This is a genomic window from Desulfobacter postgatei 2ac9 (genome assembly GCF_000233695.2).
GTDB classification, from domain to species: Bacteria; Desulfobacterota; Desulfobacteria; order Desulfobacterales; family Desulfobacteraceae; genus Desulfobacter; species Desulfobacter postgatei.
Genome location: NZ_CM001488.1, coordinates 3,266,238 through 3,283,332 on the forward strand (window position 1 = coordinate 3,266,238; position 17,095 = coordinate 3,283,332).

A 17,095-nucleotide genomic window follows, 5' to 3' on the forward strand; every position below is an offset into this window, starting at 1 on the left:
ATGGGTGTTTTTGCCAACATATTTAACTGGTTGCGGGACAAGACAAGACCACAAGGGTATTCTCCCCCGTATGTGAAAGCAGAAAATTCGGAAACCTGGGAAACATGTTCAGAGGAAAGTTCCTCTGAAGTGATGCTGGCGGCGTACTATGATAAAAATCTTTTCGAACGTGCCCGCACCCAGTGGCAGTTCGGCGACTGGGAGAGCCTGGCCCGGATCGAGCGTGAATCCCTGAACCATCACCCGCAGCGGACCAGCCTCGCCCTGCTTGCCGCAGCCGGGCATCAGCAACAAGGAAACACGGAAGCCACACGCGAGTTCACCCGTCTTGCAAAGGAATGGGGTGCAAGCAGAAAAATGATCAGCCAGGTGCTGATTGCCGGGGTGTACAATACCCTGGGCAAGGCGTCTGCCCTGTGCGGGCAGCAACAGCGCGCGATCGGGCATTTTCAGGAGAGTCTGCGCATTGCCGGGGATGGCGGGGATGTAAAATTGTTGACCCAGGCAAGGGCAAGTTGGCAGGCGGAAGGATTTCAATTTCCCGGCCGTGGCTCCGGCAACTCCCTGTTGACCATCAGCACTTCTGAACAGCCGCCCACGGACGCGGCTGCGCACCAGACCCCCTCGGACAAATACGCAGCACTGGCCCTGATCCATGCGCTTTTAAAGCCGGCATTGTATCTGGAAATCGGGGTAGGGCAAGGCAAAAGCCTGGCTTTGCCTGCCTGCCCGGCCGTAGGCGTGGACCCGGTTCCCAGACAGCTGGACCACCTGCCGGACACAGCCCGTGTGGTCACGGCCACCAGCGACGAATTTTTTGCAGACATGGCAAAGCACATTTTGCCCCATACCCCGGATCTGATTCTGCTCGATGGCATGCCGCTTCTGGAATACCTGCTGCGGGATTTCATCCATGCCGAAGCCCTGGCCCATTCCAAGACCCTGATCATGGTCCCCGGAGTGCTGCCCCCGGACCCGGCCCAGGCCACGCGTCGGCGCACCGGCCAGGACTGGACAGGCGACATCTGGAAATTCCCTGAAATCCTGCAAACCCACCGCCCGGATCTTCGCCGGCTGCTTCTGGACGTAACCCCCAGCGGTCTGCTGCTGATCACCGGCCTTGACCCGGCCAGCACCATCCTGAGTGACAAGACCCCGGAAATCCTTTCCAATTATCAATCGGTGGAAGTGGTTCCGGAGAAGGTAACCACCCGTAGCGATGCTGTTGCTCCGGATCAGCGGGTTATTCGGGAGTTTGTTTTAGGTTGTAGGTTTTAAGTTGTATGATAAGAAGTGGTGGTGTCAACTACCCCCTTGTGAATCAGAGATTCAGAAGGGGGCTTGTAAAAGCCCGAGTTGACTAGCCTGAGTCCTTGTTATCGGGGACTACGTTCGGCAGAATGTAGATATCTTTGGATATATTCGCCAGTCAAAAACACTATCGTGCCTCTGTAAAAGCCCTGTGAGGTAGGGGTGGTCAACCATATTGTGAAGCCTGCTGAACATTGGCGAGGCGAATCTTACCCCTCTTCGGAGGGTGTTGGTAACCGAAAGGTTTTTTCATGAAAGGGTACGTCAGATAACAATCACAGGCAACGTTTAGCTGTACCTGCCTGTGGAAAGCCAGGTGTAACAAATGATTGCCCATGACCCTAATTTCAAAAATTTGTTTCAAGATTTTCCCAGGGAAACACTCCAATGGCTGTTTCCCCAGGCGGAACAGAACTGGGGCAAGATCGTTTCCATCGATTTTACACGTCAGGAACCCAAAAAACACCATCTTTCAGATGCCGGGCTGGCACTGGATTTGCCGATATTGTTCCATTTTGAAACACAACAATTGCTCTTATGGCTGGTGGAATTTCAGGAAGATAAATCCAAATTTTCCATACACAAATTGCTTCTGTACACCACCGACATGATGGAAGCCTATCCGGATGCGCTGGTGGTTCCGACAGTATTGTTCACTGACAGGAAAAAGTGGCGCAAAACAGTGCCCCTTGATCTGCACACACAAATTAACGATCGGGTTTTCCTTCATTTTGAATATGTATTTCACAAGTTGTTTGACTTGAATGCCCGGGATTATTACAATATGGATAATCCGGTGGTAAAAATCCTTTTGCCCAAGATGCAGTATGAAAAGCACGAACGTATAGAGGTGATCTGCCAGGCATACAAGGGGCTGTTCGAACTGGTCACCAGAGGGCTTTTTGATAAATATGTGGAGTTTATTGATGTGTATTCAGAAATAAGCGACCAGGAACAGCAACAGCTTTATGAAAATATCATTCAACATAAGGAGACTGCCATGTTAGCGCAATATATAAAAGATAAAGGCAGGCAGGAAGGCATGCAGCAAGGCATGCAGCAAGGCATGCAGAAAGGTACACAGAAAACTGTGATCGCATTGGTCCGCAAAGCCGGAAAAAAAGGAATGTCTGAAGAAATGATCGCACAGTTTGTAGATCTTGATGTAAACCTGGTCAGGCAGATACTGAACAATGAGCCGGTAGAAATCCCGCTGCACCTGCTGTCAGACAGCTGATAATTCGGGATCAGGCTTGGCTTATTTCGGACCTTTGCAATAAGCCAAGCCTGACCCCGATCGGATTTGAAGAAAAATTACACCTCACCGTCCGGTTTTTAAGCGGCGCCTCAAAGAATACGAAAACATTAAAACCCCGATCCAGGAGCTGACCAGGGACGTGGCCCAGTCCGACCCCACCCCTCTAAAGAAATGATCGCACAGACAATAATTACTCCCGGCAGCGGAACTATGACCAAAAAAAAACAAGCATACGACACCCCCTGGAAAGAGATCATAGAATTTTTTTCCCTCAGTTCATGGCCTTTTTTGTTCCCGGTTCGGAGGAAGACATTGATTGGGGGACAGACATCAAATTTTTTGATAAAGAATTCCAAAAATTAACCAAAGAATCGGTTCTCGGCCAAAGGCATACGGATAAACTCGTAGAAGTAACGCTTAAGAATAATAGCAAAAAATGGATATTGATCCACATAGAAGTTCAGGCTCAGAACCAATTAGATTTTTCAGAACGGATGTTCGTTTACAATTACAGAATTTATGACAGGTTCAAAATACCGGTAACCAGTGTGGCAATTCTGGCGGATGACTCCCCCACCTGGCGCCCTGGTCCATTTCGATATGGGATGTGGGGCGCCACCATGGGGCTGGACTATCTTACAACCAAACTACTTGATTATAAGGAAAAATGGGCGTATCTTGAAAGAGAGAATAATCCCTTTGCCATTGTGCTGATGGCACATTTAAAAGCGCTTGAGACAAGAAAAGACCATTCGTTAAGAAAGCAGTGGAAAACTGAGCTGACAAGGCTTCTATACGAAAAGAGATATTCAAAAGCAGCGATCATAAATCTCTATCGTTTTATAGACTGGGTGTTGACTTTGCCCGAAGCCCTTGAAGAAATTTTTGTTGAAGAGTTGAAAGCGTATGAAAAGGAGAAAAACATGCCTTATATTACAAATGCCGAAAGAATAGGCAGAAAAAAAGGCAGGCAGGAGACTGTGATCGCATTGGTCCGCAAAGCCGGAAAAAAAGGAATGTCTGAAGAAATGATCGCACAGTTTGTAGATCTTGATGTAAACCTGGTCAGGCAGATACTGAACAATGAGCCGGTGGAAATCCCGCTGCACCTGCTGTCAGACAGCTGATAATTCGGGATCAGGCTTGGCTCCGTTGTAAGTTGTAAGTTGTATGAATCATTGGAAAGCGTTTGTGGTTTGGCGGGAAAGTCATTAACTGATGCTGATGATTTACAATGTAGTCGTTGTTTTCCAAAAAATAAACAATACGCTTTGGCAGATCAGATAAAAAGAGCGGTTGCATCTGTGCCTGCGAACATAGCATAGTGGCGGGTCCTTCCCGAAACGCGCAAAAAGACTTCCTCAGATTTCTCAATATTGCCAGAGGATGATCGGAAAAATTCAGATATTTCCTTCGCCTATCCAGAGACTTAAAATATATTGTCGACACCAAGGAGCCGGAAAACAGGAGGTATTGTCATGCAGACAGTAAGAGCAATTTACAAAGACGGGCGTGTCGAATTCATCAACACCCCACCGTCCGATGTTGATCATGTCTCGGTACTGGTCATCTTTCTGGACGATGAACATGGTCAGAGCTTAGATTTACGGAAGCAGGGAATTGGCCTGGAGAATGCGGCTGATTTAAGACATCGCTTAAAATGTTTTACTGAAGATTGGAAACGTCCGGAGATGGATGCGTATGATTACCTTTAGGCGAGGCGATATTGCCCTGGTGATTTTTCCAAACTCAGATCTCACGACCGGTAAGAAACGGCCGGTTATAATTGTAGATTCAGACGATTTGGACTCTGGGCTTTGTTAGCGCATTGTGGCCATGGTCAGCACCAATTTAAAGCGGGCCAATCATCCCAGCCGGATATTGATCCGTCTTGACAGCGAAGAGGGTTTTTAACTGTTAGCAAAAATATAGTCAAATATCGTCTTAATATGACAAATTTCGCAAATTTTTATCATTATTTTATACCAAAACTTAAAAAAATTCACATGTATCATGTTAATTCTGATATAATACCCTATTTTTAACCGGTTCTAAAGGCGATAAAGGAGCCATGAGTACCACAACGCTTTCATATCCGCTCAAATTTATAAATAGTTTCAGCCATACCTTAAAAAGCCTTTCACCTGTGATGTGTGAAAAGATCAATCCTCTGTGGAACGATGAAAGCGTCTTCGAGGAGCTGATTTCAGCCCGAAGAGGATTAAAGGTTTACAAGATACTGGAACCCATTGTGGATTTTAATACTTACCTGCCTTCAAGGGTGAAGCGATGTATGCTTGAGACAATGGGAAGGATATTAAAGTCTCAGCTTGAACGCAGCGCTTTATATAATAACCTTTGTGAGTTAACCTCGAATCCTGACGAGTGGACTTATGATTTCCTTAAAAAGAACGATTTTGCTTCAAAATACAATTATGTAAAAAACATTCGCAGTCAGACTCAAAAATTTATTGATGAACACAAGAGATTGCCTGCATCCTATCATGAACTGGTGCCCAAACTTCTCGTTGGGGAATTTATAACCATGGCGCCTGATGACGGACAGTTTATCAAAATAAAAGGCACATCGGAATTTAAGAAAAAGCGTTATCTGACAGGCAAAATTAAAGTTCTGAAAGAGAGATCTTCAGTCAGTCGTAAAAGCTGGAAATGGGAAGAATTTCAGATTTCAATGCCCGACTTTATTGCTGATAAGCAGGAAGATGTTAAACCTCCCGACATAAGGATCAATGCTGAGGGCCAGGTTATTATTGACTATAAAATCGAGATAGCAAACCAGAAACAGGAAAATAATAACAGGATACTAAGTATTGACTACGGCTTGAGAAAACTGTTGGTGATAACCTGTTTTGAAATGACGGATGAAGGTCTGCCGGTTCAATTTTCACGCCCTTTTTTTGTAGATATAAAAGGCGTACAAAACAAAATAGAACGGATCCATCAGGAGATTGACCGGCTGAAAGCAAAACTGTCAAAAAGCACAGATAAAAAGAAAATAAAAATTTTAAAGCGGGAAATCAAACTCAGATGGAAAAAACTGAAAAAGCTTTCAAAAGAACTTGAACACCTGGCCTCAAATATAATTATTGCAATTGCAAAAATTCATAACTGTTCAACCATAGTTATCGAAGATCTCAGAGGGCTTAACGGCAAAAAATTTGCCCGCCGGCTTAACCGCAGGATTTACAGAACAATCAGAGCCGGTATTTTTGAAAAGCTGACATACAAGGCAGACCTCATTGGAAAAACAGTAAAGACAGTATTTCCTGCCTGGACCTCTCAATTCTGCCCCAAATGCGGTGAGTGTGGAGATCATAAAAATTACGGTGAATTCACCTGCTCCCATTGTGGGTATTCAGGCAACAGAGATTACATAGCAACGCAGAATATTGCACGAAAATTTTTTAAAATTTCGCTTAAAAGTTCAACAGGTTTTGGTTATATATCAGAATCTGCCAGCGCCGCTGTTACCGCTGGGGAATTTTTGAGTAAGATAGACAGATGGCTTAATGGATGGAAAAAATGTCTGAATGTTGCTCCTTTCATTGTTGAAATGAAAAACTGGAAGGCGTATCCGTTAATTGTATAAATGAGCATATTTGTCTATTTTTGTAGTGATAAAAAGTAACGGTCTTCGTTCAGGTTTACTTTTCGACTCTGTAATCATGGCAGACAATCTGGCTACGATTATGATTCATGAATTTGATAAAGTTATAGGTCACTTGTTCGAGATGGAGTCTATAGACAATGCCTTGAGACACACTTTGGGCTTAAAGTGACATCACAAGACCCCTACAACATACAACATACAACATACAACTTAAACCATGACCCCCTTCACCCAAGCCAACAACCACCTCCGCTCCGGCAACCCAGCCCAGGCCATCCCCCTTTACCTCCAGGCCCTGCGCACCACACCGGATCTCAGCCGCGTCATCACGCCCGGCATCATCCTGGCCCGCAAAAGGCATCTTGCCGCCCGCCAGAAGCAGAAGCCTACCGTGGCCGTCTGCGGGTGGGAACTTGCCCATAATCCAGCCGGAAGAGCCTATAACCTGGCCCAGATGTATGCGGCCTTTACAGACACGGAAATCATCGGCGCGTATTTCCCGAAATGGGACCGAAAGATCTGGCCGCCGCTGGGCAATGTGGAAATTCCGGTGCACAGCTTTGTGGCCGAGGACCAGACCCGGTTTGCGGACCAGGCCCTGGATCTGGTCATGGCCCATCCTTACGACGTGGTGCACCTGTCCAAGCCCCGGATGCCCAACATCCTGTTCGGCCTGCTCTACAAGCTGATCTGGGGTGCCACCGTATTGATGGACATCGATGACGAAGAACTGGCCTTTGCTGACGCAGAGACTCCCCTAACGCTGGATGCCCATCTGCAAAAACATGGCCGCCTGCCCGAATTGACATCCCTGGAGGGCAAGGAGTGGACCCGGTTGGGTGTTGGACTGGCCACAGCGTTTGACGGAATAACCGTCTCCAACCCGGCATTGCAGAAGCGCTACGGCGGGCAGATCATCCGCCATGCCAGAGACGAGAAACGCTTTCAGCCCTCACCGGAGCTGAGCAGCCAAAGCCGCAGTAAATTCAAGGTTCCGCCGGACAAGAAGGTGGTTCTGTTTTTCGGCACGCCCAGGGAGCACAAGGGCCTGCTGGAAACAGCCCGGGCCATTGCCGGCCTGGGACGCAAAGATGTGGTTTTCGCCGTGGTCGGAGACTTTCCAGATCCGGCCCTGAAGCAGAAGCTGCAGGAGATCAAAGGAGTGGAGACACTGTTCCTGGGCAACCAGCCCGTCCAGTCCATCCCGGAAGTGACCGCCCTGGGGGATGTCTGCGTGCTGCTCCAGGAACCGGGCGCCATGGTTTCCAATTTCCAGATCCCGGCCAAGCTCACCGACGCCCTGGCCATGGGCCGCACCGTGATCCTCCAGGATCTCCCGCCCACAGCCGACGTTATCCAGTCCGGCGCAGTCATCCCGGTTAAGGACAAGAACGCCCTGCCCCGGGCACTGGAACGGGCCCTTGCCCAGCCCCCATCGGCCCAGCCCGACACCAAGGCCCAGGACCTGTTTCTCAAGGAATTCTCCTTTGCCGCCAACACCCCCAGACTGCGCCAAACCTTGGAAACCGCCCGGTCCGCCCCCAAACCGCTGGATACCCTGCACCCACTGCTGCAACACATAGCACCCCTGGCCCCTTATAGTTCCCTGGCCGGCCTGCAAAGCAAAACCAAAGCACCTGATACCAAACACCTGAAAACAGAAAACGCGGTTTCCATCATCATCCTCACCCGCAACGCGGCCCAGCACCTGGACAACTGCCTGAACAGCTTTATAAAAACCAATACCCACAACCCGGTTGAACTGATCATCATCGACCACGCCTCCACGGACAACACCGCCGATGTCGTGGCCAAATACAAGAACAAAGGCGACATTCAGTACATCCACCGTGACAGGAACTACACCTTTTCCGAATCCTGCAACTTCGGCGCAACCAGGGCCAGACACCCCTATCTGCTGTTTCTCAACAACGACATAATTTATACGGATGATGTGCTGGGAAAAGCCCTGGAAACGCTGAAAAAAGATGAGAAGATCGGAGCGGTGGGAGTCCGCCTGGATGACGTCCCCGCCCAAGGCAAGACCCAGACCATCCAGCACCTGGGAATCGAGTTCAAGTGGAACGAAAAACGTGGCTACCACCAACCCCAACAAATCCGCCACCCCTCATTAAAGGATTTCCTCTCCGCCCCTACAACCTACAACCTACAACTTACAACTGCGGTAACCGCCGCTACCATGCTAGTCCGCAAAACCGATTTCAATACATTGAACGGCTTCACCACCGCCTACACCTACGGCCTCGAAGACATCGACTTCTGCCTCCGCCTGGGCCGGGACCTTCAAAAGAAGTGCTTCTGCATGAATGATATGGGCCTGCAGCATGTGGAAGGAGCAACGCGGAAGGGGATGTATAAGGATAAGTCAGAGGTTATTGAGAATAATCATAAGGTGTTTAAGGAAAAATGGAACACGTATATCCAAAACAACCTTATCCAAACAAAGCAGCCCACCACTACTGCTTCACCTACAACTTACAATCTAAAACCTACAACCTACAACTTAAAACTTCCAACCAAAATTCTTTTTGTCCTGCCCCAGACCATTGACGGCAACAACGGATATCAAGTCCAACTTTTGGCCCGAATGCTTTCATCCCAGGGCACACACTGCATTGTTGCCGTTCCGGAGCTCAGCGAGGGGCAATCAGCCATGAGCAACGCATCTTCATTTGCGTCCAATCATACTTATGACATCCGACCTCTGATTTCTGTTGTCTCCTATTCTTCCCTGCTGACTTCTGATCCCGCATCTCTGACCCTTGGCCCCCTGGACCTTATCCACGCCTGGACCCCCCGGGAAGTCGTCCGCCGGTTTACAGAAAAAATGCTGGAGAGACACCCGTGCTCATTGATCATCCACCTGGAAGACAACGAGGAATATTTAACCGAAACAGCTTTAAATCGTCCCTTTCATGAACTTGTCGCACTGCCTGAATCAGAGCTGGACAAGCTGATTCCACAAAACCGGTATCACCCAACCCGGGGCCGTCGGTTTTTAGACCAAGCCTCGGGACTGACTCTGATCATTGACACCCTCAACCGATTCAATACCCGAAACGTTCCCGTCCAAGTACTGGCTCCGCAAGTGGATGAAAGACTGTTTTACCCCAGGCCCCTTAACATGAAACTACGCCGGGCCAACGATATCCCGGATGATCACCTGGTTCTTGTATATACAGGCAATGTACATGCCGGCAACAAGGATGAGGTGAATGAGTTATACAAGGCTGTTGATATCCTGAATCAGCAGAGTTGTCCCACGGTGCTGCTTCGCACCGGTCTTGATAAAAAAGGCCTGGGCACTGAAAACTGGAACAGGCAATTTGAAAAGCACTTGGGCTGGGTCAAAAGAGAACAGATTCCCGATATCCTGGCTGCAGCCGATATCCTGGTCCAACCGGGGGAACCCGGCCCGTTCAATGACGAACGCATCCCCTGCAAGCTGCCGGAATTTTTTGCCATGGGGCGGCCGGTGGTGCTGCCGAAGACCAACCTGGGGTTGAAGGCGGCCCACGGTAAGAAGGCATATGTGCTTCAAAAAGCCGACGCCGAAGGGATTGCAGCGGCAACAAAAGAAATTTTCAGTAACAAAACTCTGGCTGGCCATCTGGCCAAGGAGGGAGCTTTTTTTTTCAGAACAATCTTTGATGCACATCATACAATAAAGAAACTTGCATTGATTTATACAAGCGAGACGTTACAAAACTTTACTTTTACACATAAACAATGATCACTAAATTCTTTGGGGAAACCAAATATGAAAATACCACTCTGCTACCCTTTTAATGTCATTCAAAGCGGCTATCCAACAAAAATATTCGTCCCTTTGCCCCCCCGCCCTGTTCCAACATATCGTTTCCATTTTTAAGCAGTCAGACAAGATTAAAGAAATTCTCATCAATTCAGACAACGATACAATTGCCAAAGATGCCACTGGTCATTTTTCCCAAATAGGGCTTAATCAGAACATCGGCCATAACGTATGTTGGGTTGAACGAAGTGAAGCCCAACAACTTATCGGTGACTCAAGAGGCAGGGATGCGCTGGAGCCGATGCCCGTACAAAGGTCTCAAAATTTACGAACACAAATAAATTAGGTTTACCAAATGCGAGTACTAATTATCAATACATTTTCGTGCGGAGGTGGTGCCGCGCGCGCCGCGAGGCGATTACATCATGCTTTATTGGACCAAAACATAGATTCTTTCTTTCTTTCTTCAGACGGTATTGGAACAGAGAGAGACTATCTTGCTCAAATAACGGATTACAAGTCAGCTGAAATTGATGGCGATATTCAAGGTAACTATATAAATAAAAACCGCACAAGTTTATCAAACACCTTTTTTTCTGTAAGTTTAGCTCACTATGATATTATGAATTTGGTTTTGGAGATAAAACCGGATATCATTAATCTACATTGGGTTGCAAGATTTTTATCATACGAAATTCTTGAGCGTTTGCTAAGCCTTCACATTCCGATAGTTTGGACGCTCCATGATGAGCGCCCATATACAGGTGGGTGCCATTACACCGCTGGCTGTGATCAATTTATTTCCCAAAAATGTGCCAATTGTCCTCAATTAAAACAAGATCCGCTATCCCTTACAAAAAAAAACTTGGAGAAATCAAATAATTTACTCAAAGGGAAAAAAGTTACTGTAGTTTGTCCAAGTAGCTGGTTAAGTCGGCGTGCAAAGCAATCCGCTGTTTTTTGCGATAACCAAATTTTAACGATCAAGAACTGTGTGGAAATTGATATTTTTACACAGTTAGACAAAAGGAAAGAAAAAGAGCGTCTTGGAATACCAGTAGATTCGATTGCTATTCTCGCCGGTGCGCATGATAATAAGGAGAAAAGGAAGGGGTACAGCTATTTTCTTCATGCATTGAAAATAATAAACGACGATTATAGTCTTTCGACTTTTGTTAAACAAGGGAAAATTGTGATTCTGATTGTTGGTGAACATGCCGAAGATATCGAATTTCTGGGTTATAAGACGAAAAATTTTGGCTACATAAATGATGATTCTATGTTGTCTAGTATATACAATGCCGCCGATGTTTTTGTACTTCCGTCATTGGAAGACAATTTGCCTAATACACTGCTTGAGTCAGGTGCCTGTGCAACTCCAATGGTGGCATTCAACTCAGGAGGAATTTCAGACATTGTCATTGATAGAAAAACTGGATTATTGGCAAAAACTGGATCTGCTATTCAGCTTGCACTGCATTTAAAATTACTGATTAATTATCCAGATACGAGAAATAGACTTGGTGAAAATGCTAGAGCCTTTGTTACTAAAGAGTGCAATCCCAATAAACAAGCTGAAGAATATTTGAATGTTTATCAGTCGTTGACTTAATTAATTACAGCAGAATGTTGAAATCAGAGTCAACATCACATAGATTTATAACAAATTCAAGATATTGAAACACTATTTTAGGAGATGAACGTATGGAATCTACAAAAAATCAATGTATTGGTATTTACGGTTTTCCGAAAACAGGAAGTACGTGGTTAAGAGTTATTATCGGGGATCTTCTACAGACCCAAGCACAAGTACCAGAATGGTGTCCAGATATATATTGGGAAGCTGACATCCGCTCTTCAAAGCCATTATTTGATGCGGATAATCATCAATTAAATTTCTATAAATCCCATTCAAAAAGACTTACCGTGGCTTACAGAGGGCAACCATTACATACCGATAAGATAATTTATATTGTCCGACACCCTTTAGATGTCTTTTGCTCTCAACTAAATTATTTGCTGCGCGTAGCCCCCGGAGACTGGAGCCTCCCGAAAAAATATCTTCCTGAAGATGTGTCCGCTGCCAAAGAAAGTGGAATGATCACTGACTTCTACTCAGCTTTTATGTTGTTTGGAACACTGCAACCATATTTTTTTGATGCAGGATCCTGGTCAGAAAACTATTTGTACTGGTTATCCGGTAAAAGCGACACCCCAACATGCGTTATTAGATATGAGGATCTGTACTTTAATTTTGAACAAGAAGTAAACAAAATATGTAATTTTTTAAATTTGCACTTTCCATCTAACTTGGAGGAAATTCGTAATTTAATAGATACGAAAAAAACAGTTGATGGTGGTCGTTTTTACTGGCGGAAAAAACCAAATAATCATATCGAATTTTTAACGAATGACCAGATAGAAAATTTTTATCGATATTACTCTGAAATAATCCATTTATCAGGATATGATCGTAAAGAATGATTATGAAAATTTCCATTGTAACCCCATCTTATAACAGGCCGGACTACCTTTATGAAACCGCCTTCTCTATCTTAACCCAGCAAGGAGACTTTGATCTTGAGTACATCATTCAAGATGGAGGCTCTAAAAATGAGGTAATAAACTTAATAAAAAGAATTGAACGGGATCTTTCCATCGGCAGAATACCGCAAAGGTGTCGATCAGTTGAATTTCGCTGGTATTCCGAGAAAGACAATGGAATGTACGATGCCATTACTCGAGGCTTTGCCAACTCTACAGGCGAAATCATGGCATGGCTTAATTCAGACGATATGTACCATCCGTTCGCGTTGAAAACGATTACAAGAGTCTTTGGGGAATTTCGCGACGTTGGATGGATTACCGGAATACCAAATTCATTTAATTGCGATGGCGCGAGGGCCGGCTTCGATTATTTACCTTTTTGTTATTCCCAGTTTTTTATTGAGCTAGGTTACTATCGGCTGGATCTTGCAGAATACGGATTTAATTGGATTCAACAGGAGTCAACTTTCTGGAGGCGTGAACTTTGGGAGAAGTCGAAAAAGCTTAATCTGACATATCGATATGCTGCCGATTTTTTCCTGTGGCGAGATTTTGCGCGGTATTCAAAGCTTACGAAGGTATTTTCGTTCTTAGGAGGCTACCGTTTTCACGGAAATCAAATCACTGGAAACCCCGAACTCTATAATGCAGAGTTAGGGGATTTTAAAACCCCACCTGAAGGATTGAAAAGACTCAATCTATTGCTCAGTAAATTTGAATTTCAAAAGGAAAGAGTTTTGTGGAGCTTTGACTCTGAAGTAATTTTACAGGATGAGTTTGGTCTTCAGCGGCATGAACTGATAGGAGATTATATCTTTTGGAATTTCTCAAAAAAATGTTGGGAAAAGAGAAATAGTACAATTTTTGATCGGAATTATTTTACGCCATGTTAAAAACATTTGACATCTTCGATACATTGCTTTGCCGTTGTTTCGTTCATCCAATCGAACTGTTTGAATTTATTGAGTGGAAATACAATATTCCGCAATTCGGCAAGCATCGCCCACTTGCAGAGCTGGACGCTCGTAAAGAACTCAAGTTTGAATCCGAGGTTACCATAGAGGATATATACCGTTTTCTAAAAACACAGTTAAATCTCACGAGTGAAAAAGTAGCTCGATTGATTGAGCTGGAAAAGTATGAAGAGGTACGGTGCCTCAAACCAATCAGATTAGGGCACGAAAGGCTTCGGCAATCGCTTGTTGAGGGTAATGATATTGGCTTCATTAGTGATATATACCTTGATCGTGCCACGATAATGAGGGCTTTAAATGAGAACGGGGTCCCGGTGGCAGATTCTAATCTATATCTTTCAAGTGAACTTAAAGGCATGAAAAGCAATGGAAAGCTTTTTCGTGCTGTAATTGAAGCGCGTGGCATCGAGCCCGACCAAATATTTCATGTAGGCGATAATTTACGTAGCGATGTCGAGATGGCGCAAGAAGAAGGTTTAAACGCAGAACTGTTCAAATATATGGAAGCGAACAGATATGAAAAGCATGGAAACAATTCGCATATTCTTATCAAGCTCGCACATGGTGTAGCTCGTCAAGTAAGGTTAAGCAAGGAAGCTATCTCTTGTCGGAAGCATGATACAATTTATGACGTTAGCGTATCTTTGGTTGGGCCATTAGTGTTCGCATTCGCGTATTGGTGTTTACGGGAGGCCGACAAAAAGAATATCACAAATTTATACTTTTTGTCACGTGATGGACAAATTATTTCTGAAGTCGCCAAGTTAATAGGTAAATCTTCGTTTCCTAAGATTCATGTACGTTATCTTTTTGTATCTCGTCAAGCACTGTTGCTACCAGCTATGACTGAACTTGTAGAAGAAGAGTTCGAATGGATCTTGGCGCCGACTTATTATTTTAGTTTAAATATTGTATTTAAAAGGGTTGGATTACAGCCAGAGGCTTATAGAGAAGGTCTTCAGAAAGTTGGATTAGGGATGGGATTCGATGAACAACTGGATGAGGAAGCTCGGATTATTCTGAAGGAGTTTTTTAGATCAATATCTAGTGATATCTTGAAAATCGCAGCGGAAAAACGAAAATTATTAGTAGCGTATCTCGCACAAGAAGGTTTTTTAGCGGGTACTAATAAAGGTATTGTGGACGTTGGTTGGAGTGGTACTCTACAACGATCTCTTTCAAGAATTATTGGCATAGAAGATTTCCCTGAATCTTTGACTGGCTTTTACTTTGGAATTACTCGAAAAAAAACGCTGCCGCAGGATCCGATGCTCGGTTGGTTTTTTGATTTGGAAAGAAAGCGAGATCTGATTAATAATTTTTATATAATTCCGGTGGTTGAGTTGTTTTTTGCTGCTAACCATGGAGGTGTTATTGATTATTATTTGGGGGAAAAAGATATTAAAGTAAATTTAAGATATGAGAGAAATGATAGAGCACTTAAATGGGGGCTGTATTATCAGCATAAAGGTATTTTGGATTTTGCTGAGCGATTCCTTCAATGTAGTGATTCTGCTCAGATAGACGATGTCCCTGAGCTGTTTGCGGATGAGGTTGAACGAACGCTTAAGCTTTTTTTTACCGATCCAACCATCGAAGAAGCACGAGCTTACGGTGCTTACGAAGATGCAGAGGACCAAAACGAATCTTATTTTGTTCGGCTTGCAAAAGGGTATGATTTCTACGAACTAATTGATTTCTTTCGGCATGGAAAGAAACACCATCATAACGAATGGCTTGAAGCGGCTTTTGTCCTTTCAAGGCGAGATTTTGTTGATTTTGTTAGGAGATACGTTAGGCTTTGTTCCTAAAAAACGTGAGAAAATCGGCATCCTTCATTTGAGCTCAAAAGTAGTTTACACTTTTGGTTTTTAAATTTTTAAATGCAACTATAGTGGTCGGGTCGTGTAGAAGACCACTATATCATGCCACCAAATGTCAACCGGCATATTTTTTACTACGAGGCTGCCCGGCCAATGACATAGTCATCACACATTATGACATGCCAGCATCTCACATGCTTTCTCCTGAGCAAGACTTTGATTGCACAAGTCTTTAACAGGTGTGGGGATTTTGGTGAATTCCGGGGACACCACACTTATATCCGGGGATTGCCCCGGCGTATATATTACCATCCGCCCTTAGCCCCTTCTCGGCGGCCCTTTTTTGAACTTCAGTTCGGTAATTATATGGAACAACAAACTTAATGAACAATAAATCAATCATCGTCTGCACGGGTGCCCCACGAAGCGGGGTTAAGGCTTTAGCGACCTGCCTTCAGGTACTTGGTTTTCCTACGGGCAATCATATCCAGCCAGATCCAGAGACCATAGACAGACTGTTGCTTCAGGATTTGGGCCAGCCTGCGGGCTCATTGCCTTATGACTGGATGGCATCAGAGGCATATTCAAGGGCGAAGGGAAGAATTGGCAACTTCATATCCCAAACCGGAACACTGCCGGATAAGCCGCTTCAGGTAAACTTAAACGCTCTCACCCTTCCTCTCTGGCTGGATACGTTCAAGAAGCATGAGATCACGGTAAAGCTCATTCATATCTTGCGCCATCCATATGAAGTCGCACTCAGTCTCCAGTCCAACCAGAACATGGATCTACACCAGGCTCACATCCTCTGGCTTTCCCACATTCGCGAGACTTTGCGGGCTTTGAACGAGCTGGATTATTCTTCGGTTACTTTTGATCAGTTGTTGGCTGATCCAGTTTCCACTTTAAATACTGTCTTCGGATCTTCACTGACTTCTGTCCTCCGATCTCTGACATCTGATCTGTTGGACCTTGTCCAACCAGATCTTAAAAACCACCACGCTTCCAACCTATCCGATGCCGATAAGGAAAAATTCAAACCCTACGCCAAGCTATATGACCAGCTAAGAGCAACGCAATACGCTTCATCAGCACTGAATAGCTATAATCAGCGGATAAAGAGTATTGGCTCTTCTGAAATTGATTTGATCGACTCCCTTTTGAACGTCATCAGTATGCTTGAAGGCAGCCGGCATTACCACCATTGCTCATTGCCCGTTGCAAATTTCCATTTATACGCTACCATTACTTTCCCCACAACCAGCAAAAATGGCGAAAATGGCGTAGTCATGAAAACCATTCCCCTCATAGAAAATCAGTGGCAAGAAATCTCCTTGCCTGTGCCTAACCCTGAATTATTGACATCGAATAACATCACAATCCATCCATTAAATACTCATGGTTTTATTAAGGTATCGAATATTAATTTGGTTAATAAGGTTACTGAAAAAGCAATCTGGGAAGCAAATAAAGTCAAAGACTTTGATCAGGTAAATATTACCGGCTCCGCCATTAGGCTGAATAGCTCAGCAGGTTTAACTGTTTTAGTGACTGGCAACGACCCAACAATTACACTCCCAGTTTTCAATCAAACATGGGACGTCTCATCAGAGCTGCATGTATGCCTGAAAGTTTCTACACAGCAAGACGAACTGACGAACTTTCTCCCACTTTCTTCAATCAGAGATAAACCTGAGTTAGCGGCATAAAGATTGCTTTTTTAATTATAACATATTGAAATTTTAATATAAAATTAATACAATGGCATTAAAAAAA

At 44.7% G+C, this 17,095-nt stretch carries 12 protein-coding genes; all 12 read left to right on the top strand.

Annotation, left to right across the window (positions count from 1 at the left end):
• The 12 genes from DESPODRAFT_RS18795 (at position 1) to DESPODRAFT_RS15095 (ending at position 17,028) form a co-directional block, all read left to right on the top strand.
• The gene (locus tag DESPODRAFT_RS18795; protein WP_004074507.1) at positions 1–1,278 is read left to right on the top strand and encodes a class I SAM-dependent methyltransferase; all 1,278 of its coding nucleotides are present in this window, start codon (positions 1–3) and stop codon (positions 1,276–1,278) included.
• Positions 1,279–1,636: 358 nt separating this feature from the next.
• Positions 1,637–2,548, top strand: a complete 912-nt coding sequence (locus tag DESPODRAFT_RS15030) for an RpnC/YadD family protein (protein ID WP_004074508.1) — start codon at positions 1,637–1,639, stop codon at positions 2,546–2,548.
• A gap of 464 nt (positions 2,549–3,012) precedes the next feature.
• The gene (locus tag DESPODRAFT_RS15035; protein WP_245531932.1) at positions 3,013–3,696 is read left to right on the top strand and encodes an RpnC/YadD family protein; all 684 of its coding nucleotides are present in this window, start codon (positions 3,013–3,015) and stop codon (positions 3,694–3,696) included.
• A 69-nt stretch (positions 3,697–3,765) separates the two neighbouring features.
• Positions 3,766–3,894: a four helix bundle protein gene (locus DESPODRAFT_RS21890; protein WP_371905025.1), complete on the top strand. Its 129-nt coding sequence runs from the start codon at positions 3,766–3,768 to the stop codon at positions 3,892–3,894.
• A gap of 153 nt (positions 3,895–4,047) precedes the next feature.
• Entirely contained in the window at positions 4,048–4,284 is a 237-nt protein-coding gene (locus DESPODRAFT_RS15040; RefSeq protein ID WP_040016021.1) for a hypothetical protein, read from the top strand.
• Between the two features lie 356 nt (positions 4,285–4,640).
• Positions 4,641–6,179 (top strand): zinc ribbon domain-containing protein, encoded by a 1,539-nt coding sequence (locus DESPODRAFT_RS15045; protein WP_004074511.1) that lies wholly within the window; start codon positions 4,641–4,643, stop codon positions 6,177–6,179.
• Between the two features lie 238 nt (positions 6,180–6,417).
• Positions 6,418–9,954: a glycosyltransferase gene (locus DESPODRAFT_RS18800; protein WP_004074512.1), complete on the top strand. Its 3,537-nt coding sequence runs from the start codon at positions 6,418–6,420 to the stop codon at positions 9,952–9,954.
• Positions 9,955–10,330: 376 nt separating this feature from the next.
• On the top strand, positions 10,331–11,587 hold the full coding sequence (locus DESPODRAFT_RS15075) for a glycosyltransferase (protein ID WP_004074514.1): 1,257 nt from the start codon (positions 10,331–10,333) through the stop codon (positions 11,585–11,587).
• A 92-nt stretch (positions 11,588–11,679) separates the two neighbouring features.
• Positions 11,680–12,459: a sulfotransferase domain-containing protein gene (locus tag DESPODRAFT_RS15080; protein WP_004074515.1), complete on the top strand. Its 780-nt coding sequence runs from the start codon at positions 11,680–11,682 to the stop codon at positions 12,457–12,459.
• A 2-nt stretch (positions 12,460–12,461) separates the two neighbouring features.
• Complete coding sequence (locus tag DESPODRAFT_RS15085; RefSeq protein WP_172635733.1) at positions 12,462–13,415, top strand: glycosyltransferase; 954 nt, start codon at positions 12,462–12,464, stop codon at positions 13,413–13,415.
• A complete protein-coding gene (locus tag DESPODRAFT_RS15090) occupies positions 13,409–15,307 on the top strand; it encodes an HAD hydrolase-like protein (protein ID WP_004074517.1) in 1,899 nt (632 codons plus the stop codon). Before DESPODRAFT_RS15085 ends, DESPODRAFT_RS15090 begins: the two co-directional genes overlap by 7 nt.
• 395 nt (positions 15,308–15,702) lie before the next feature.
• On the top strand, positions 15,703–17,028 hold the full coding sequence (locus DESPODRAFT_RS15095; protein ID WP_004074518.1) for a sulfotransferase family protein: 1,326 nt from the start codon (positions 15,703–15,705) through the stop codon (positions 17,026–17,028).
• Positions 17,029–17,095: the final 67 nt, after the last annotated feature.

Bases quoted from the DNA above. Each gene is read 5' to 3' on its own strand.
- DESPODRAFT_RS15085 (WP_172635733.1), top strand. From the start codon at position 12,462: ATGAAAATTTCCATTGTAACCCCATCTTATAACAGGCCGGACTACCTT.
- DESPODRAFT_RS15075 (WP_004074514.1), top strand. From the start codon at position 10,331: ATGCGAGTACTAATTATCAATACATTTTCGTGCGGAGGTGGTGCCGCG.
- DESPODRAFT_RS15095 (WP_004074518.1), top strand. From the start codon at position 15,703: ATGAACAATAAATCAATCATCGTCTGCACGGGTGCCCCACGAAGCGGG.
- DESPODRAFT_RS15080 (WP_004074515.1), top strand. From the start codon at position 11,680: ATGGAATCTACAAAAAATCAATGTATTGGTATTTACGGTTTTCCGAAA.
- DESPODRAFT_RS15045 (WP_004074511.1), top strand. From the start codon at position 4,641: ATGAGTACCACAACGCTTTCATATCCGCTCAAATTTATAAATAGTTTC.
- DESPODRAFT_RS15040 (WP_040016021.1), top strand. From the start codon at position 4,048: ATGCAGACAGTAAGAGCAATTTACAAAGACGGGCGTGTCGAATTCATC.
- DESPODRAFT_RS15090 (WP_004074517.1), top strand. From the start codon at position 13,409: ATGTTAAAAACATTTGACATCTTCGATACATTGCTTTGCCGTTGTTTC.
- DESPODRAFT_RS18795 (WP_004074507.1), top strand. From the start codon at position 1: ATGGGTGTTTTTGCCAACATATTTAACTGGTTGCGGGACAAGACAAGA.
- DESPODRAFT_RS18800 (WP_004074512.1), top strand. From the start codon at position 6,418: ATGACCCCCTTCACCCAAGCCAACAACCACCTCCGCTCCGGCAACCCA.
- DESPODRAFT_RS15030 (WP_004074508.1), top strand. From the start codon at position 1,637: ATGATTGCCCATGACCCTAATTTCAAAAATTTGTTTCAAGATTTTCCC.